Source organism: Tenacibaculum aquimarinum, assembly GCF_022478115.1.
Taxonomy (GTDB): Bacteria; Bacteroidota; Bacteroidia; order Flavobacteriales; family Flavobacteriaceae; genus Polaribacter; species Polaribacter aquimarinum_A.
The window spans coordinates 449,083-465,603 of sequence record NZ_JAKGSC010000002.1 but is presented as its reverse complement, the minus strand read 5'-3'; the positions used below and the strand labels follow the sequence as shown (position 1 = coordinate 465,603).

14 protein-coding genes and 1 other RNA gene are annotated in these 16,521 nt (G+C 30.2%); 10 read left to right on the top strand and 5 right to left on the bottom strand.

The features are described 5' to 3' along the window. Position 1 precedes the first annotated feature (1 nt). A complete protein-coding gene (locus tag L1S33_RS08015) occupies positions 2-1,420 on the top strand; it encodes a CCA tRNA nucleotidyltransferase (RefSeq protein ID WP_240552457.1) in 1,419 nt (472 codons plus the stop codon). A 3-nt stretch (positions 1,421-1,423) separates the two neighbouring features. Next, on the top strand, positions 1,424-1,810 hold the full coding sequence (locus L1S33_RS08010; protein ID WP_240561944.1) for a nuclear transport factor 2-like protein: 387 nt from the start codon (positions 1,424-1,426) through the stop codon (positions 1,808-1,810). A gap of 60 nt (positions 1,811-1,870) precedes the next feature. Here the strand turns inward: L1S33_RS08010 and L1S33_RS08005 are convergent, their stop codons facing one another. The 4 genes from L1S33_RS08005 to L1S33_RS07990 all read right to left on the bottom strand — a co-directional run bounded on the left by L1S33_RS08005 (position 1,871) and on the right by L1S33_RS07990 (position 6,988). Continuing rightward, a complete protein-coding gene (locus L1S33_RS08005; protein WP_240561943.1) occupies positions 1,871-3,700 on the bottom strand; it encodes an ABC transporter ATP-binding protein in 1,830 nt (609 codons plus the stop codon). After that, positions 3,701-5,410, bottom strand: coding sequence for a phospho-sugar mutase (locus L1S33_RS08000; RefSeq protein ID WP_240561942.1), 1,710 nt, complete (start codon positions 5,408-5,410; stop codon positions 3,701-3,703). Positions 5,411-5,442: 32 nt separating this feature from the next. Continuing rightward, on the bottom strand, positions 5,443-6,399 hold the full coding sequence (locus L1S33_RS07995) for a glycosyltransferase family 2 protein (RefSeq protein WP_240561941.1): 957 nt from the start codon (positions 6,397-6,399) through the stop codon (positions 5,443-5,445). 67 nt (positions 6,400-6,466) lie between these two features. Further along, positions 6,467-6,988 carry a DUF4199 domain-containing protein gene (locus L1S33_RS07990; protein WP_240561940.1) on the bottom strand — a complete coding sequence of 174 codons (522 nt, stop codon included), beginning with the start codon at positions 6,986-6,988 and terminating at the stop codon, positions 6,467-6,469. Between the two features lie 179 nt (positions 6,989-7,167). Between L1S33_RS07990 and ffs the strand changes: the two genes are divergently transcribed. After that, positions 7,168-7,266: signal recognition particle sRNA small type (ffs, locus tag L1S33_RS07985), an RNA gene on the top strand. Between the two features lie 96 nt (positions 7,267-7,362). On the opposite strand, the gene xerD is transcribed toward ffs, so the two are convergent. Next, positions 7,363-8,265: a site-specific tyrosine recombinase XerD gene (gene xerD, locus L1S33_RS07980; RefSeq protein WP_240561939.1), complete on the bottom strand. Its 903-nt coding sequence runs from the start codon at positions 8,263-8,265 to the stop codon at positions 7,363-7,365. Positions 8,266-8,426: 161 nt separating this feature from the next. Between xerD and L1S33_RS07975 the strand changes: the two genes are divergently transcribed. From L1S33_RS07975 to L1S33_RS07945, 7 genes are all read left to right on the top strand, one after another. Continuing rightward, complete coding sequence (locus L1S33_RS07975) at positions 8,427-8,900, top strand: outer membrane beta-barrel protein (protein WP_240552450.1); 474 nt, start codon at positions 8,427-8,429, stop codon at positions 8,898-8,900. Positions 8,901-9,037: 137 nt separating this feature from the next. Beyond that, on the top strand, positions 9,038-9,535 hold the full coding sequence (locus tag L1S33_RS07970; protein WP_240552449.1) for a hypothetical protein: 498 nt from the start codon (positions 9,038-9,040) through the stop codon (positions 9,533-9,535). 117 nt (positions 9,536-9,652) lie between these two features. Continuing rightward, positions 9,653-10,141, top strand: a complete 489-nt coding sequence (locus tag L1S33_RS07965; RefSeq protein WP_240561938.1) for an outer membrane beta-barrel protein — start codon at positions 9,653-9,655, stop codon at positions 10,139-10,141. Between the two features lie 65 nt (positions 10,142-10,206). Further along, a complete protein-coding gene (gene aroQ, locus L1S33_RS07960; protein WP_240552447.1) occupies positions 10,207-10,620 on the top strand; it encodes a type II 3-dehydroquinate dehydratase in 414 nt (137 codons plus the stop codon). Between the two features lie 138 nt (positions 10,621-10,758). Continuing rightward, positions 10,759-13,065 (top strand): chondroitinase-B domain-containing protein, encoded by a 2,307-nt coding sequence (locus tag L1S33_RS07955; protein ID WP_240561937.1) that lies wholly within the window; start codon positions 10,759-10,761, stop codon positions 13,063-13,065. Positions 13,066-13,106: 41 nt separating this feature from the next. After that, a complete protein-coding gene (locus L1S33_RS07950) occupies positions 13,107-14,150 on the top strand; it encodes a polysaccharide lyase family 7 protein (protein WP_240561936.1) in 1,044 nt (347 codons plus the stop codon). 90 nt (positions 14,151-14,240) lie between these two features. Continuing rightward, positions 14,241-16,514: an alginate lyase family protein gene (locus tag L1S33_RS07945; protein WP_240561935.1), complete on the top strand. Its 2,274-nt coding sequence runs from the start codon at positions 14,241-14,243 to the stop codon at positions 16,512-16,514. Positions 16,515-16,521: the final 7 nt, after the last annotated feature.

Sequence of the window (16,521 nt, the reverse complement as noted above, 5' to 3'; positions counted from 1 at the left end):
AATGCAAGAAACGTATTATAAAGAAGCAATATCTGCTGAAATTTTTCAATTTATTTCTGAAGCAGCAAATCAGTTACAGCTAAAAAGTTATGTAATTGGTGGTTTTGTACGCGATTATATTTTACAAAGAGGAACCGCAAAAGATATTGATATTGTTGCAGTTGGAAGCGGTATTGAGCTAGCTGAAAAAGTGGCAAGTTTATTACCAAATAAACCTAAAGTTCAAGTTTTTAAAACTTACGGAACAGCAATGTTGCGTTATAAAGACGTAGAAATTGAATTTGTAGGTGCGCGTAAAGAATCGTATTCAGAAGACAGTAGAAATCCAGAAGTTTCTGAAGGAACTTTAGAAGATGATCAAAACCGAAGAGATTTTACAATTAATGCTTTGGCATTGAGTTTAAATAAGGATTCTTTCGGAAAATTATTAGATCCGTTTAATGGAATTACTGATTTAGAAAATAAACTAATTCGGACACCATTAGATCCAGATATTACGTATTCTGACGATCCGTTAAGAATGATGCGTGCCATTAGATTTGCTACACAACTTAATTTTACAATTGAAGAAAACTCATTACAAGCAATTTCTAAAAATGCTGACCGATTAAAAATAATTACCAGAGAACGTATTGTAGATGAATTGAATAAGATTTTGTCTTCACCAGTTCCATCAATAGGATTTTTACATTTAGAACAAACGAGTTTGTTGACTCAAATTTTACCTGAATTAATCGCATTAAAAGGAGTAGAGGAAGTTGAAGGTCAGAAACATAAAGATAATTTTTATCATACGTTAGAAGTTGTAGATAATATTGCCAAATACACAGAAGATGTTTGGTTGCGTTGGGCAGCTTTATTGCATGATATTGGTAAAGCACCCACAAAAAAGTTTCATAAAAAAAATGGTTGGACCTTTCATGGACACGAGTTTGTAGGTTCTAAAATGGTTTACAAGTTATTTAAACGCTTAAAAATGCCATTGAATAATAAGATGAAATTTGTTCAGAAAATGGTTATGTTAAGCTCAAGACCAATTGTTTTAGCAACAGATGTAACGGATTCTGCAGTAAGACGTTTAATTTTTGATGCAGGTGATGATATTGAAGATTTAATGACGCTTTGTGAAGCAGATATTACTACTAAAAATCCGAAGAAATTTAAAAGATATCATAAGAATTTTGAAGTTGTAAGAGCAAAAATTAAAGAAGTAGAAGAACGCGATAGTGTTCGTAATTTTCAGCCACCAATTACTGGTGAAGAAATTATGAAAACCTTTAATTTAAAGCCTTGTAGAGAAATTGGGCAGATTAAAGAAGCAATAAAAGAAGCTATTTTAGATGGTAAAATACCAAATGAATACGAAGCTTCACAGCAATTTATGATTGAAAAAGGACAACAATTAGGTTTAAAACTTTAAATTATGACTGATAATATCAATAACTGGCACAAGGCTATTAAAAGTGGAGATTTAACTTTGTTAGATGCAATTTTAGAGGAATCAGTAGTTTTTCATTCTCCAATATTACATAAACCTCAAGTTGGAAAAAAACTTGCTTTTATGTATTTATCAGCAGCTTATAAGGTTTTATTAAATGATAGTTTTAAATATGTAAAAGAAACATCAAATGATACTCAAGCAATTTTAGAGTTTGAAACTGAAATTGATGGATTTTACATAAATGGAGTTGATATAATTACGTTTAATACTGAAGGAAAAATAACAGACTTTAAAGTAATGTTACGTCCGTTAAAAGCTATTGAATTAGTTGGAGGTAAAATGATGGAAATGTTACAGAAGTTAGGTTAAGCTAACTGTATTAAATTTAAAAAAAAATGTCATTCTTACCAAAGTAGGAATGACATTTTTTTATGCTAAAGATTGCATATTTACTAACTTAAAGTATTCACCTTTTTTAGTTAATAAGTCTTCATGTTTTCCTTGTTCTACAATAGTTCCTTTTTTCATAACTACTATATTATCAGCTTTTTGAATGGTAGAAAGCCTATGTGCAATAACTAAAGAAGTTCTATTCTCCATCATCTTTTCTAAAGCAACCTGAACTAATTGTTCGCTTTCTGTGTCTAGTGCAGAAGTAGCTTCATCTAAAATCATAATTGGCGGATTCTTTAAAACTGCTCTAGCAATAGATAAACGTTGTTTTTGTCCACCAGAAAGCATGTTTCCGCTATCGCCAATGTTAGTATTGTATTGTTGTGGTAAGTCTTTAATAAACTCGTGCGCGTTGGCAATTTCAGAAGCATTTTGTATGTCTGAAAGCGTTGCGTTTTCTGTTCCTAACTTTATGTTATTTTCAACTGAATCATTAAATAAAATAGATTCTTGTGTTACAATTCCCATTAAATCTCTCAATGCTTTCTTTGAAATATTTTTGATGTTAATATCATCAATTAAAATTTCACCTTTATTTACATCGTAAAAACGCGTAATTAAGTTTGCTAGTGTAGATTTTCCACTTCCAGATTGACCAACCAAAGCAACAGTTTTTCCTTTAGGAATTGTTAAAGAAAAGTCTTTTAAAACGTATTCATCTTTATATTTAAATGAAATGTTTTTAAACTCAATTTTAGCATTAAAAGTATTCTTTAATGTTGGATTGCTAGGTTCAGTTATAGTGTTTTTAGTATTTAAAACATCCATAATTCGTTCAGCAGAAGCATCTCCTTTTTGAATGTTTGAATACGTTGTAGCTATTGCTTTTACTGGGTTTAAGACTAAGTAAAATAAACCGATATAACCAAAGAATTCTTGAGGTTTCATGTCGCTGTTATCACCTAACACTAATTTTCCACCATAAAACAGAATTGCAATAATTGTGGTAACTCCTAAGAATTCACTCATTGGAGATGCTAATGTTTTTCGCTGAATAACCTTTGTCATCAGATTGCTGTATTTCTTTGTAGAGTCGTTAAATTTTGATGCAATCCTTTTTTCAGCATTAAAACCTTTTATCACTCTTAAACCAGTTAAGGTTTCTTCAATAAATGATAAAAAATTACCCGTTTCTTGTTGTGCTAATAATGAATTTGCTTTTAGTTTTTTACTTATTCCTGAAATTATTAATCCCGAAACTGGTAATAAAACAAAGACAAACAGAGTTAATTTAATACTTATAGCAAACATAGATATAAGTGTAAATATAATGGTTAAAGGTTCTCTAACAATAGTTTCTAAAGATGTTAGAAATGTTGTTTCAACCTCTTTAACATCAGCTGTTAAACGTGCAATTGTATCTCCTTTTTTCTTTTCTGAAAAATAGGCGATAGGTAGCTCTAAGATTTTGTTGTATAGGTTATCTCTAATGTCTTTTACAACACCATTTCTTAAGAAAGCTAACACATAAGAAGCTAAATATCTAAAAAGATTTTTGAAGAAAAATAAGCTAAAAGAGAGTATGCAGATAAATAACAAAGCTTTATCGATGCCTCCTTTTTCTAACATGTCTGTAACAGAATAATTGATTGTACCTTGAACATAGTCATAAATACTTCCAATTCCTTCGTAAACAGGTTTGTTGTATACTTTTTCTTCTTTTCCGAATAAGATACCTAAAACAGGAATAAATCCAAGAACAGATAAAACATTAAAAATGGCATATAGAATATTAAAAAATACATTTAACCATGCAAATTTTTGATATGGTTTTGCAAATTTTAGAATGTCTTTAAAATAGTTCATTTATATACCTAATTGTTTTTCAATTCTTTTAATCTTTAAATCTAAATCAAATTCTACAGATGCAGCATTGTTTGTAGTGTCTAAATTAGAATTTACACTAAAATAAAACTTTATTTTAGGCTCTGTTCCACTTGGTCTACAGGCAACTCTTGTTCCATTTAGAGTTTCATAAATTAAAACATTTGAAGCTGGAATGCTAATTGGAAGTTCTTCTCCAGTTAGTAAGTTTTTCTTAATTGAAGATTGATAATCGTATACAAATTGTACTTTTTCGCCATCAATTTCTGATAACGGATTACTACGTAAATCAATCATCATTTGTTTTATTTCCTTGGCACCGTTCATTCCTTTTTTAACTAAAGAAACTAGATGCTCTTTGTAGAAATTATGACGCGTATATAATTCTAGTAATTCCTTATATAAATAACTGCCTTTTCCTTTTGCACTTGTTGCCATTTCACAAGCAAGTAGGGCAGCAGTAACAGCATCTTTATCTCTTACGAAGTCGCCAACCATGTAACCGAAACTTTCTTCTCCACCACCAATAAAATCTAGCTCAGGAAAGTCTTTTATCATTTTAGCAATCCATTTAAAACCAGTTAAGCCAATTTTAGTTTCTACACCATAACTCTCAGAAATTTCACTAACTAAAGGAGTCGAAACTATGGTAGATCCTATAAATTGTTTTCCGTTTAGTTTTCCTTGTTTTTTCCAGTTTTGTAATAAGAAATCATTCATTAAACACATGGTTTGATTTCCGTTAAGCAATTTCATGTTTCCTTCAGTATCTCTAACGGCAATACCAATTCTGTCGGAGTCTGGATCGGTTCCTAAAACAATATCTGCACCAATTTTATTAGCTAAATCTACCGCCATTTTTAAGGCTTCTGGTTCTTCTGGATTTGGTGATTTTACCGTTGGGAAATCTCCATCGGGAGTTGCTTGTTCTTCAACTATATGAACATCAGTATAGCCAGCACGTTTTAAAACTTCTGGAATTAATTTTATTGCAGTACCATGTAAAGAGGTAAATACAATTTTTAAATCTTCTCTATTTTTTAGGTTGAAAGTTCCACTATTTAAAGATGCTTTCCAAAAAGCATCATCTACTTCTGCACCAATAGTACTAATTAATTCAGCATTTCTGTTGAAGTTAATATCTGTAAATTTTAAAGAATTTACTTCATCAATAATACCTTTATCTTCTGGAGGAACAATTTGTCCGCCATCTGCCCAATATACTTTGTATCCGTTATATTCTGGCGGATTATGAGAAGCTGTTAATACAATACCTGCATGGCAATCTAAATGATTTACAGCAAAAGATAACTCTGGCGTTGGGCGTAAATCTTCAAAAACATAAACCTGTATGTTATTTGCTGATAAAATACCTGCTACAACTTCAGATAACCATTTACTATCATGTCTACAATCATAACCAATTGCTACTTTTATTTTTGTGTTAGGGTAGCTTTTAAGTAAGTAATTACTTAAGCCTTGTGTAGCTTTACCTAATGTGTATTTGTTAATTCTATTGGTTCCTGCACCTACAATACCGCGCATTCCTCCAGTTCCAAATTCTAAATCTTTATAAAACCTGTCTGATAAATCTGGAGATTTTGTAGTTATTAAATGTTGAATCTCTTTCTGAGTTTCAATGTCAAAGTCGTTTGAAAGCCATTGCTTGGCATTGTCTAAAATTTCTTTCATAATATAAGAATATATTTAGCTAAGTTACGGATTTAGAAATTGAGTTTTTCTTTGATTGAATAATGCTTTTCTTGCGGATTAGATTTAATTATAATTTCAGCTAAAAAGCCTGCAAGAAATAATAAAGTACCTAAAATCATGGTTGTTAGCGCAATGTAAAACCAAGGATTATTAGTTACTAATATAGTTTTTAAACCTTGAGAGAGTCTGTATAATTTATTAGCGCCAATATAAAAAGCTGAGAAAAACCCAAAGAGAAACATTAAAGTTCCCCAAAGTCCAAAAAAGTGCATTGGTCTTTTTCCAAACTTAGATAAAAACGAAATGGTAATTAAGTCTAAAAAACCATTTATAAAACGGCTCATTCCAAATTTAGTTTCTCCATATTTTCGTGCTTGATGTTGCACAACTTTCTCTCCAATCTTATTAAAACCTTCATTTTTGGCTAAAACCGGAATATAACGATGCATTTCTCCGCTAACTTTTACGGCTTTTATAACTTCGTTTTTATAAGCTTTTAGTCCGCAGTTAAAATCGTTTAATTTTATTCCTGAGGTTTTTCTAGCGGCAGCATTAAATAATTTTGAAGGTATGTTTTTTGCAAAAACACTATCGTATCGTTTCTTTTTCCAACCAGAAACTAAATCATAATTATCATCAATAATCATGCTGTACAATTCAGGAATTTCATCTGGACTGTCTTGTAGGTCTGCGTCCATTGTAATTACAACGCGTCCTTTAGCGAGGTTAAAGCCTGCATCTAAAGCCTGACTTTTTCCGTAATTTCTTTGAAAACGAATACCTTTTACGGATGTGTTTTTAGAAGAAAGTTCTTCTATAACATTCCAAGAAGTATCTGTACTTCCATCATCAATAAAAATAATTTCATATAAATAACGATTGGATTGCATAACCTTTGCAATCCAATCGTGTAATTCTTGTAGAGATTCTTCTTCGTTAAGAAGTGGTATTACTACCGATATATCCATACTATATTTTTTGTTTATTAATTTGCTAAAATATTCAAATTATAGCAAATTACTTCTTAAACTAATATTAATATTGATCTTCTTCAGTTTTTTTCATTACTGCAGAAGTGATTGCAGAAATTATAAAACCAAAAAATGCAGACATTCCTAATATTAAAGCAGCTATCATTCCTGGTCCTTGAAAGTTTTTTGCAGATTCTGTAAAAGTTTCTATCTGTTCTTCAGTCATTCCATTATCTAGCCAAGCTTGTTGCTGAGCCTCCATTGCTAAATCTTGGAATCCAGGGTCTATAACATTCATAAAAAGTAAAGTGTATATAACAGAAACTACACCACTAATTAAAGCAATTCCTATTCCTATTTTTACTCCTTGTCCCCAAGACATAAAACCTCCACTAGCTTCTTTAAATTTCTTAATACCAATAATAACAAAAGCTATTAATCCAATAAACCAAACAAGACTATTAACCCAATTTAATTCAATTAAATTACCTGTTGCCCATAATGCAAGGTGTACAATACTACCGATAACACCTAAAATTAAACCATAGTTTAAAATTATACTTTTACTGTTTACTTGATTTTCCATTGTTTTAAATTTTGATTAGTTAATTACAAATATATTTAATTAGTTAACATGTTATTTACTTTAACTTTAAGAAGTGTTAAATACAATAACAATTAATTAGTATTCAATAAGTTAAAAATGTTACATAAAAATTGCTTTTTTTTTGCTTGATAAATAAAAAATAGATTGTAAATTTGCCTCGGCAAGTTCTACACAACTAGCTCCCTTTGAATCCTCCAGGGCGGGAACGCAGCAAAGGTATTAGGTTGTAGCAGTGTGATGTAGGTAGCTTGCCATTTTTTGTGCCTTATATTTAAGTAAGTTTCTCAATACTTTTCTACTAATTATACTACTAAATTAGAGTTAGATCTTTAAAGCATTTTTTTCAAAATTATTTAATTAACCTTTCTTGGGTGGTATTTATTAACCACATCAGCCAAGTAACTCTTATCTAAATGCACATAAATTTCAGTAGTTGTAATGCTTTCGTGTCCAAGAATTTGTTGTACAGCTCTTAAATCGGCACCACCTTTTAATAACTCAGTTGCAAAAGAATGGCGTAAAGTATGTGGACTTATTTTCTTTTCTACATTAGCTTTTAAGGCAAGTTCTTTTAAAATCATAAAAATCATTTGCCTAGACAAACGTTTACCTCTTCTGTTTAAAAAAACAATATCTTCTTCGTTTTTTGAAGGTGTTATGTGGTTTCTAATGTAAGAAAGATAGTTTAAAATATATTTCTGTGTTGTTTGATGTATTGGAACAAAACGAAACTTATTTCCTTTCCCAAGTACTTTTATAAAGCCTTCTTCAAAAAACAAGTCAGAAACTTGTAAGTTTATAACCTCAGAAACACGCAGGCCACAGCTATAAATGGTTTCTAATATTGCGCGGTTTCTTTCTCCTTGCGGATGACTTAAATCTATTGCACTTAATATTTCATCAATTTCTTCATGAGATAAAGTGTCAGGTAGCTTTCTTCCAATCTTTGGAGTTTCTAATAAATCAGTCGGATTATCTTTTCTGTAATCTTCAAAAATTAAATAATCAAAAAAACTGCGTAAGCCAGATATAATACGAGCTTGACTTCTAGGATTTAATTTTTTAGCAATTTGATAAATAAAATCTTGTATAAGATGGCTATCAATTGTAATAGGGGATATGTGTGTTTCTTTTTCATTTAAAAAAGAGACTAATTTAGTTATATCTCTTTCATAATTTTCAACAGAATTTTTAGAAAGCCCTCTTTCTATTTTTAAATATAATTGATAATCTTGTATGGCGTTTTTCCAATTCATTATAATAACAAAATTAATTTTTTTAATTAACTCAAATAATAAAACACGCTTTATAAACATAAAATGTTAATAAAGTTGTTAACAAATATGATTTTTTTGTTGATAAGTTTGATTTTTTGTTTTTAAATTCGTCTTGAATTTTTAACTAAAATTATATTATTATGAAAAAACTATTGTTAAGTATTGCTTTAGTTGCATTTACATTTGCAGCTACAGCACAAGACGGAAAATTTAACCTTGGTGTTAATGCTGCTCTTCCAACTGGTGACTTTGGAGAAATATCTTCTTTTGGTATTGGCGTTGAAGCTAATTATTTATTTGATGTTTCAGAAGGATTTCAAATTGGGCCATCAGTTTCTTACATCAATTTTTTTGGTGAGACAGTTGGTGCTGTTGAGTTTCCAAGTACAGGTTTTATGCCATTAGCTGCTGCTGGTCGTTTTAACGCTTCTGATGAGTTTACTTTAGGTGCTGATTTAGGATACGCAATTGGTGTTTCTAACGCTGAAGGTGGTGAGTTTTATTGGAGACCAATGGTAGGTTATGATATTAGTGATAAAGTAATGTTACAAGCGAGTTATTCAGGAATGGGAGATCTTTCATTTTTTGGTTTAGGAGCAATGTTTGCATTATAATATTCAAACATTTTTTTTTAAAAGGGAAGCAATTTTGCTTCCCTTTTTTTTTATGAAATAAATTTACTAAAAATGTTTTGTAGATATAAAAAGTCTGTTATTTTTGCGCTCTCAAAAAATAAAACAAACTATTTATTATGAAAAAATTATTATTAAGTATTGCTATGGTTGCTGTTGCTTTTACAGCTAATGCACAAGAAAAAGAAGGAGTAACTGCAACTTCTAAAGGTAAATGGGTAATTGAAGCTAACACTGGTTCTACTAGTACTGGTAACACTTCATTTTCTTTAGCTTCTGCAGATGGTAATACAACTTGGTCTATTGGTTTAGATGGTGGTTATTTTGTTATGGATAACCTTGCTGTAAAAGCTGGTTTAGGTTATGCAGACAATGGTTTTGCAGACGCGTTTGCTTATAAAGTAGGGGCAGAGTATTATATCGATGGTGCATTTCCGGTAAGTGTAGATTTTACAGGAGATACTGGATCAGATCTTAAATGGTTAGGTTTACAAGCTGGTTATGCATGGTTCGTAGCTGATAACGTAAGCGTTAAGCCTTCAGTAAGATACAACGTTGGTTTAGATGATCAAGATGGTGTATTTCAAGGATTAATAGGTTTCTCTTTATTTTTCTAAACAGAATCTTAAAATAATAAAAAGGGAGGCAGTTTTTGCTTCCCTTTTTTTTGTGTTTAAAAGAATGTCTTTAGTAAGTATTTTATATATTTGCTTAAATTTATTAAGTAAAAAATTATGAAAAAAATATTATTTTTAGCTACAATTGTATTGTCTTTAAATGCTACTGCACAATATAGTAGTATTGGTATAGGTATTAATGGAGGTTTGCCAACAGGTAATTTGGAAGATAAATTTTCTATCGCTTTTGGTTTAGATGCTAATTATTTATATGAAGTTACAGATCAAATAAGTTTAGGAGCTGCAACAGGTTTGGTATATTTTTCAGGAGAAGAAAACAATGGTGTTTCTCCAGAAGATAAAATGTATATTCCAATAGCTGGTTCTGTTCGTTTTAGCAATGATAGCGATAGCTTTTTTATGGGTGGAGATGTTGGATATGCAATAGGTTTATCTCCAAGTGGAGATGCTGGAGGTTTTTATTTTAAACCAATTGTAGGGTATAATATTAACGAATCTATTAACTTTAATCTTTTTTATACAGGTATAAAAAAAGAGCAACCAACATTTGCTTACTTTGGTTTAGGAGTAATGATGAGGTTATAGTTTGTAAAAAATATTTAACAATTTAACGGAAGTTTTTTAACTTCCGTTTTTTATTTTCAAAAATTATGAAATTACTAATTTTAAACGGACCAAATTTAAACTTACTTGGTAAAAGAGAGCCAGGAATTTATGGAGATAATTCCTTTGAAGACTATCTTAAAACGCTTCAAGAAAAATATAAAGAAATAACAATTCAGTATTTCCAGTCTAATATAGAGGGAGAGCTAATTGATAAGCTCCACGAAGTTGGTTTTACTTTTGATGGTGTTATTTTAAATGCAGCAGCTTACACACATACTTCGGTAGGTATTGCAGATGCAATAAAAGCAATAGAAACCCCAGTTATTGAAGTGCATATCTCAAATGTACATGCGCGTGAGGAGTTTAGAAACAAAAGTTTTATTGCTCCAAATGTAAAGGGTATTATTACAGGTTTTGGCTTAAAAAGCTATGAGTTGGCTTTACAGAGTTTTTTGTAATTTGTATTCCTTGAAAATTATAGTTTAATTTTTCTTTTAACTAAATTATAATACTATTCTTCTTAAAATAAATTTATTTCATTTAAAATCACTACTTTTGGTAAACCAGTTTGGTAAACCAATTTTAAGATTATATTTATGAGGTCAAATTTTTTAATACTTTTATTAGTTTTTACAAGTTTTTTACATTCATGTAAAGAAGGGGTTAACAGTGTATTAGTTTCTAATATTAATGAGTTAAATGATGCAATTAAAAACTCCAAACCTGGAGATAAAATTGTATTAGCTAATGGAACCTATAAAGACTTAGAAATAAAATTTGTAGGAGAAGGAACTGAAGATAAACCAATTACTTTAAGCGCAGAGAAAGCAGGAGAGGTTTTTATTGAAGGAACTTCTAGCTTAGAAATTAGCGGAAATTATTTAGAAGTAGATGGACTATTCTTTAGAAACGGACATTCGCCCAAAACAAATGTAATTGCTTTTAGAACTAGTGAAAAAGACGTGGCAAATCATTCTAAAGTTACCAACTGTGTAATTTTAGATTACAATAATTTAGAGCGAGACCAAGACAATCTTTGGGTACAGTTTTACGGTAAACATAATGAGTTAAGTAACTCTTACATTGCCGGAAAAACAAATGGTGGGCCAACAGTTAGAGTAGATTTAAAAGGAAACCAAAGTATAAGAAATTACCATAAAATTGTAAATAATCACTTTGGACCAAGACCTAGAAAAGGTGGAGCAAGAGGAGAAACTATTCAATTAGGAAGCAGTTTTACATCAATGTCTCCAAGTAATACTTTAATTGCAAATAACTTATTTGAAGAGTGTAATGGTGAGGTTGAAATTATTTCAAGTAAGACCAATTTTAACATTATAAAAAATAACGTATTCTATAAGAGTGAAGGATCTGTAGTAACGCGTCATGGTAATTACGTTACTGTAGATGGTAACTATTTTATAGGTGATGGTGTAAACGACCAATATGGAGGAATTAGAATTATTAACACTGGTCATTGGGTAATAAATAATCTGTTTTACAAAATAAAAGGAAAGAATTTTAGAAGTCCGATTGCTATTATGAACGGAATTCCAAAATCGCCTTTAAACCGTTATAACCAAGTAACAGATGTTGTTGTTGCTTATAATACGTTTGTCGATTCAGATTCACCTTTTCAATTTGGTGTAGGTACAAACATTGCGCAAGCAGATGTATTACCTAAATCTGAAATTAGATCTGCAAGACCATTAAGAACAGAGGTTGTAAATAATGTTGTTTATAATTCAGTAGGTGATGCAAATCCAATTATCGAGCACGATAAAGCTGATGGAGTAACATTTGCAGGTAATATTATAGATAATAATGGTGTTGCTATTGCAAACAGCCATGGTTTAATTTCAAAAGAATTAACATTAACTGATATAGGAACAGGTATTTCGGTTCCAACAGCAGGTTTTGGTGATGTGGAAACATATAGTGGATTCGATTTTGAAACTATTAATAAAGATTTGTTAGGGAAATCGAGAGATGACTCAAATCAAATAGGCGCAATTTTAAACTCAGGAAACATCAATTTAGACTTATTAGACAAATCTAAATATGGTGCAACTTGGTATTCAAATGTAGTTGAAGCTAAAGAACCTAATACTCATACAGTATCTAATGCAACAGAATTAGTTGCAAAGCTTAAAGAAGCAGCAAGTGGAGATGTTATTGACTTAAATCCTGGTATTTATCAGATTTCAAATTCATTGGTAATTAATAAGTCTATAACAGTTCAATCTAAAGGAAAATCAGAAATTGCATATAACGGAGCAGCAAATACTCCAGCTTTTTCTCTTCAACCTTATGGAAAGTTAACATTGAAGAATATTAAGTTAAAAGGTAATTCTACAAATTATGCTTTTGCAAGTTTAAAAGAAAACATGTTTAATCATTTTGGATTAGAAGTTGTAGATTCTGAAATCAGTAATTTCAACTATGCTTTAAAAGTATACAAACAATCATTTTCTGAAGAAATTACGTTTAAAAACACTTCTATTTCAAACTGTGAAAACGGAATCGAATTATCAGAAGAAACTAACGATAGAGGAGATTATAACACAGAATATTTAACTATAGATAACTGCCAGTTTACAAACGTAAAACAAAACGTGGTAGATTATTATAGAGGAGGTTATGATGAGTCTACAATTGGAGGAAATCTTCTAATTAAAAATAGCATATTTACTAACTGTGCTTCAAAAGAAAAAAATAGAAGGCTTTTAAATCATAATGGGATTCACAATGTAAATATCACTAAAAATATCTTTAAGAATAACAAAGTTCAGTTTGTTTCAATTTTATGGGGAGCAAAAAATAATGTTGAGTCTGAAAATAACATAGTTAATTCAGGACAAATAAAAACTGAAGAAAATTTAGTTCAAAAGTTAATGTATTAATCTTATTCTAAAAAGATTATTTAAAGATGAAATCAATAAAAATGAAAAAAATAATATTTACAGTATTTATTTTCACAGCTATAGTTGCTTGTAAAAAGAATTCTAAAACAAATATAAAAACAGAGGTTTCTGGAAAAGAAACTGCAGTTAAATATCCAAGTGATGTTTTACCATTTATGAATGAGTGGAGTATTCTTTGTGGAGATGGTACAAAAATAAAAGATTTAGTAAAAGTAGAGCATAATGGTTTTTTCTATGTAGAAAATGATGGAAAAGAAGATTGGGTAGTATATAAAACACCTAATTCAGGTACAACTTCTAGAACCTCTAGTAATACAAGAACGGAAATGGGGCAGAAGAAGCATTGGAAAACCATGGAAGGAGGAAAATTAACAGGTACACTTAAGGTACAACATGTTTCTACTTCTGGAGATGCAAGAGTTGCTGCTTCATATTCAGTAGTTGTTGGGCAAATTCATGGTACAGAAGGACATGAAAATGAACCATTAAAAATCTATTATAAAAAATTTCCAGTACACACTAAAGGTTCTGTTTTTTGGAATTATGAAATTAATACAGCCGGAGAAGATAATTCTGGAAGATGGGATTTTTCTACAGCAGTTTGGGGAGATGATTTTTCTGTAATTGGAGAAACTCCTAATACTTACCCGGAAGAACCTAAAGATGGAATTGCTTTAGGTGAAGAGTTTAGTTATGAGGTAAATGTATATAAAGGAATTATGTACCTTACATTTACAAGTAAAGGACACGAAACTAAAACTTTTACAAAAAGTTTAATAAAGTCTGAATTTACTAAAGAGTTACCAGAACAAATTAAAAGATTATATGCATCAATTGGTCGTGATGGTTTAGAGCGTGAAAGTGCTTATGCAGGTGAATTACAGAATTTTAAACAAGGAGCTTATAATCAAACTAACGGAAAAAAACCAGAAGATAATATGGTTTGGAGTACAGGTTCTGATACCTATAATGGGGATATTGCAAAACAATTTGCTAATGGAAGTTATGCAGAGGTTTGGTTTAAAGAAGGTACCTTAGGAAAAGGTACTCCTCCTAAAAATTAATTAATCAACTTTATATTTTTATAATCTTATTTTGCTAACAAGCAAAATATCAGTATATTGGTCAACCAATTTGGTTGACCAATTTTTATTATGAAAAATATACTATCACAAGCTATTACAGTCGCTATTATTTTTTTGCTAATAACTTCATGTGAAAAAAAGAACTCAAAAGTTGAAAATAAGGAAGGTGTTACGAGTACTTCTCAAATACATCCAAAATTAATTTTGACAGCGCAAGGAGTTAAAGATATAAGGGCACAATTAGGAAGTATTCCAATTTTTGACAAATCGCTTCAAGCTGTTAAAGAAGAAATAGATGCGGAAATTGCCTCAGGAATAGAAGTGCCAATTCCTAAAGATTATTCTGGTGGTTATACACACGTGAGACATAAGCGTAATTGGGTAGTTTTGCAAAAAGCAGGTGTTTTGTATCAAATTCTTGATGATGAAAAATACGCCAAGTATGTAAAAGACATGTTAATGCAATATGAGGCTTTGTATAAAACATTACCATTGCATCCAAAAACAAGATCGTATGCTAGAGGTAAATTATTTTGGCAATGTTTAAATGATTCTAATTGGTTGGTATATGTTAGCCAGGCTTATGACTGTATTTATAATTACTTAACTGAAGAAGAGCGAAATAAACTAGAAACAAACTTATTTAGACCATTTGCAGATCATATTTCAGTAGACAGTCCACAATTTTATCAAAGAGTACATAACCATAGTACTTGGGGAAATGCAGCAGTTGGTATGATTGGTTTGGTTATGAATGATAAAGAATTAATAGATCGTGCATTGTACGGAATTAAAGGAGTAAATTTAGATACAAAAGCTAAAGATGATGATGGTGGTTTTTTAAATAAAGATGGTAAAGCAGGTTTTTTAGCTAATATTGAAGAACCATTTTCTCCAGATGGATATTATAATGAAGGTCCGTATTACCAACGTTATGCAATGTATCCTTTTTTAATTTTTGCTGAAGGATTACACAATGTAAAACCAGAAATGAAGATTTTCGAATACAAAGAAGGAGTTCTTTTAAAATCAATAAATGCACTTTTAAACTTATCTGATGCAGATGGAGATTTCTTTCCACTAAATGATGGTCAAAAAGGAATGTCTTATTACAACAATGCTTTGGTTACGGCTGTAGATATATCATATCATTACGGAGAACAAGATCCAGGTTTGTTAAGTATAGCAAAACAACAAAATAAAGTTTTATTAGATGATTCTGGTTTGGCGGTTGCATTAGGAGTTAAAAATGGAGAAGATAAGCCATTTAATAAGAAATCAATTAATTTATCTGATGGCCCAAAAGGTAAGCAAGGTGGTGTTGGAATTCTAAGAAATAATGACATTGAACTTGTTTTTAAATATGCGTCTCAAGGATCTAGCCATGGTCATTATGATAAATTATCTTATTCATTATATGAAAAAGGCGAAGAGGTTTTACAGGATTATGGATTATCACGATTTGTAAATATTGAACAAAAAGGCGGTGGAAATTATTTAAAAGAAAATAAAACTTGGGCAAAACAAACTATTGCACATAATACAGTTACTCAAAATGAAACATCTCATTATAATGGGAAATATGAAATTGGAAGTAAAAACCATCCAGATTTACATTATTTTTCTTCTGAAGATGAAAATGTTAAAGTTGTAAGTTCTAAAGTAGCAAAAACATATGCTGGTACAGATATGCATAGAACAATTGCTGTAATTAAAGATGAAGATTTTGAAAAACCTTATGTTTTAGATATAATGAAGGTAACTTCAGTTAAAGCAAATCAATACGATTTTCCTTTTTATTATTTTGGACAAGTATTGCAAACTGATTTTAAATATTCTACACCTCAAACTTTAAAGCCTTTGGGAAATAAAAATGGGTATCAGCATTTATTTGTAGAAGGTTCAGCAAAAGCAAATGCAGTTAATTCTAAATTTTCTTGGCTTAATAATAATAAATTTTACACATTAACAACAGTTACGGGTAATACCGATAATTTGTTTTTTACAAGAATAGGGGCAAACGATCCTGAGTTTAACTTAAGAAGAGACCCAGCATTAATATTACGTAGAAATAACTCTAAAAATACAACATTTGTTTCTGTGATAGAGTCACACGGAAGTTATAGTCCCGTATCAGAATCGGCATTTAATTCAAATAGTAGTATCAAAGAATTAAAAACAGTTCTAGATATTTTAGATTATACAGCTGTAGCAGTTACTAATATAAAAGGAGTAACTAAGCTATTTATAACATCAAATACAAATGCTTCAAAAGAAGCGAAACATACATTAAAAATTAACGATAAGAATTATGAATGGTCAGGTTCTTATTATTTCAAATAAATAAATT

Excerpts from the sequence above, each read along its gene's own strand:
- L1S33_RS07945 (WP_240561935.1), top strand. The coding sequence starts at position 14,241 with ATGAAAAATATACTATCACAAGCTATTACAGTCGCTATTATTTTTTTG.
- L1S33_RS07995 (WP_240561941.1), bottom strand. The coding sequence starts at position 6,399 with ATGGATATATCGGTAGTAATACCACTTCTTAACGAAGAAGAATCTCTA.
- L1S33_RS07975 (WP_240552450.1), top strand. The coding sequence starts at position 8,427 with ATGAAAAAACTATTGTTAAGTATTGCTTTAGTTGCATTTACATTTGCA.
- L1S33_RS08010 (WP_240561944.1), top strand. The coding sequence starts at position 1,424 with ATGACTGATAATATCAATAACTGGCACAAGGCTATTAAAAGTGGAGAT.
- L1S33_RS07955 (WP_240561937.1), top strand. The coding sequence starts at position 10,759 with ATGAGGTCAAATTTTTTAATACTTTTATTAGTTTTTACAAGTTTTTTA.
- xerD (WP_240561939.1), bottom strand. The coding sequence starts at position 8,265 with ATGAATTGGAAAAACGCCATACAAGATTATCAATTATATTTAAAAATA.
- aroQ (WP_240552447.1), top strand. The coding sequence starts at position 10,207 with ATGAAATTACTAATTTTAAACGGACCAAATTTAAACTTACTTGGTAAA.
- L1S33_RS07965 (WP_240561938.1), top strand. The coding sequence starts at position 9,653 with ATGAAAAAAATATTATTTTTAGCTACAATTGTATTGTCTTTAAATGCT.
- L1S33_RS08000 (WP_240561942.1), bottom strand. The coding sequence starts at position 5,410 with ATGAAAGAAATTTTAGACAATGCCAAGCAATGGCTTTCAAACGACTTT.
- L1S33_RS07990 (WP_240561940.1), bottom strand. The coding sequence starts at position 6,988 with ATGGAAAATCAAGTAAACAGTAAAAGTATAATTTTAAACTATGGTTTA.
- L1S33_RS08005 (WP_240561943.1), bottom strand. The coding sequence starts at position 3,700 with ATGAACTATTTTAAAGACATTCTAAAATTTGCAAAACCATATCAAAAA.
- L1S33_RS07950 (WP_240561936.1), top strand. The coding sequence starts at position 13,107 with ATGAAAAAAATAATATTTACAGTATTTATTTTCACAGCTATAGTTGCT.
- L1S33_RS08015 (WP_240552457.1), top strand. The coding sequence starts at position 2 with ATGCAAGAAACGTATTATAAAGAAGCAATATCTGCTGAAATTTTTCAA.
- L1S33_RS07970 (WP_240552449.1), top strand. The coding sequence starts at position 9,038 with ATGAAAAAATTATTATTAAGTATTGCTATGGTTGCTGTTGCTTTTACA.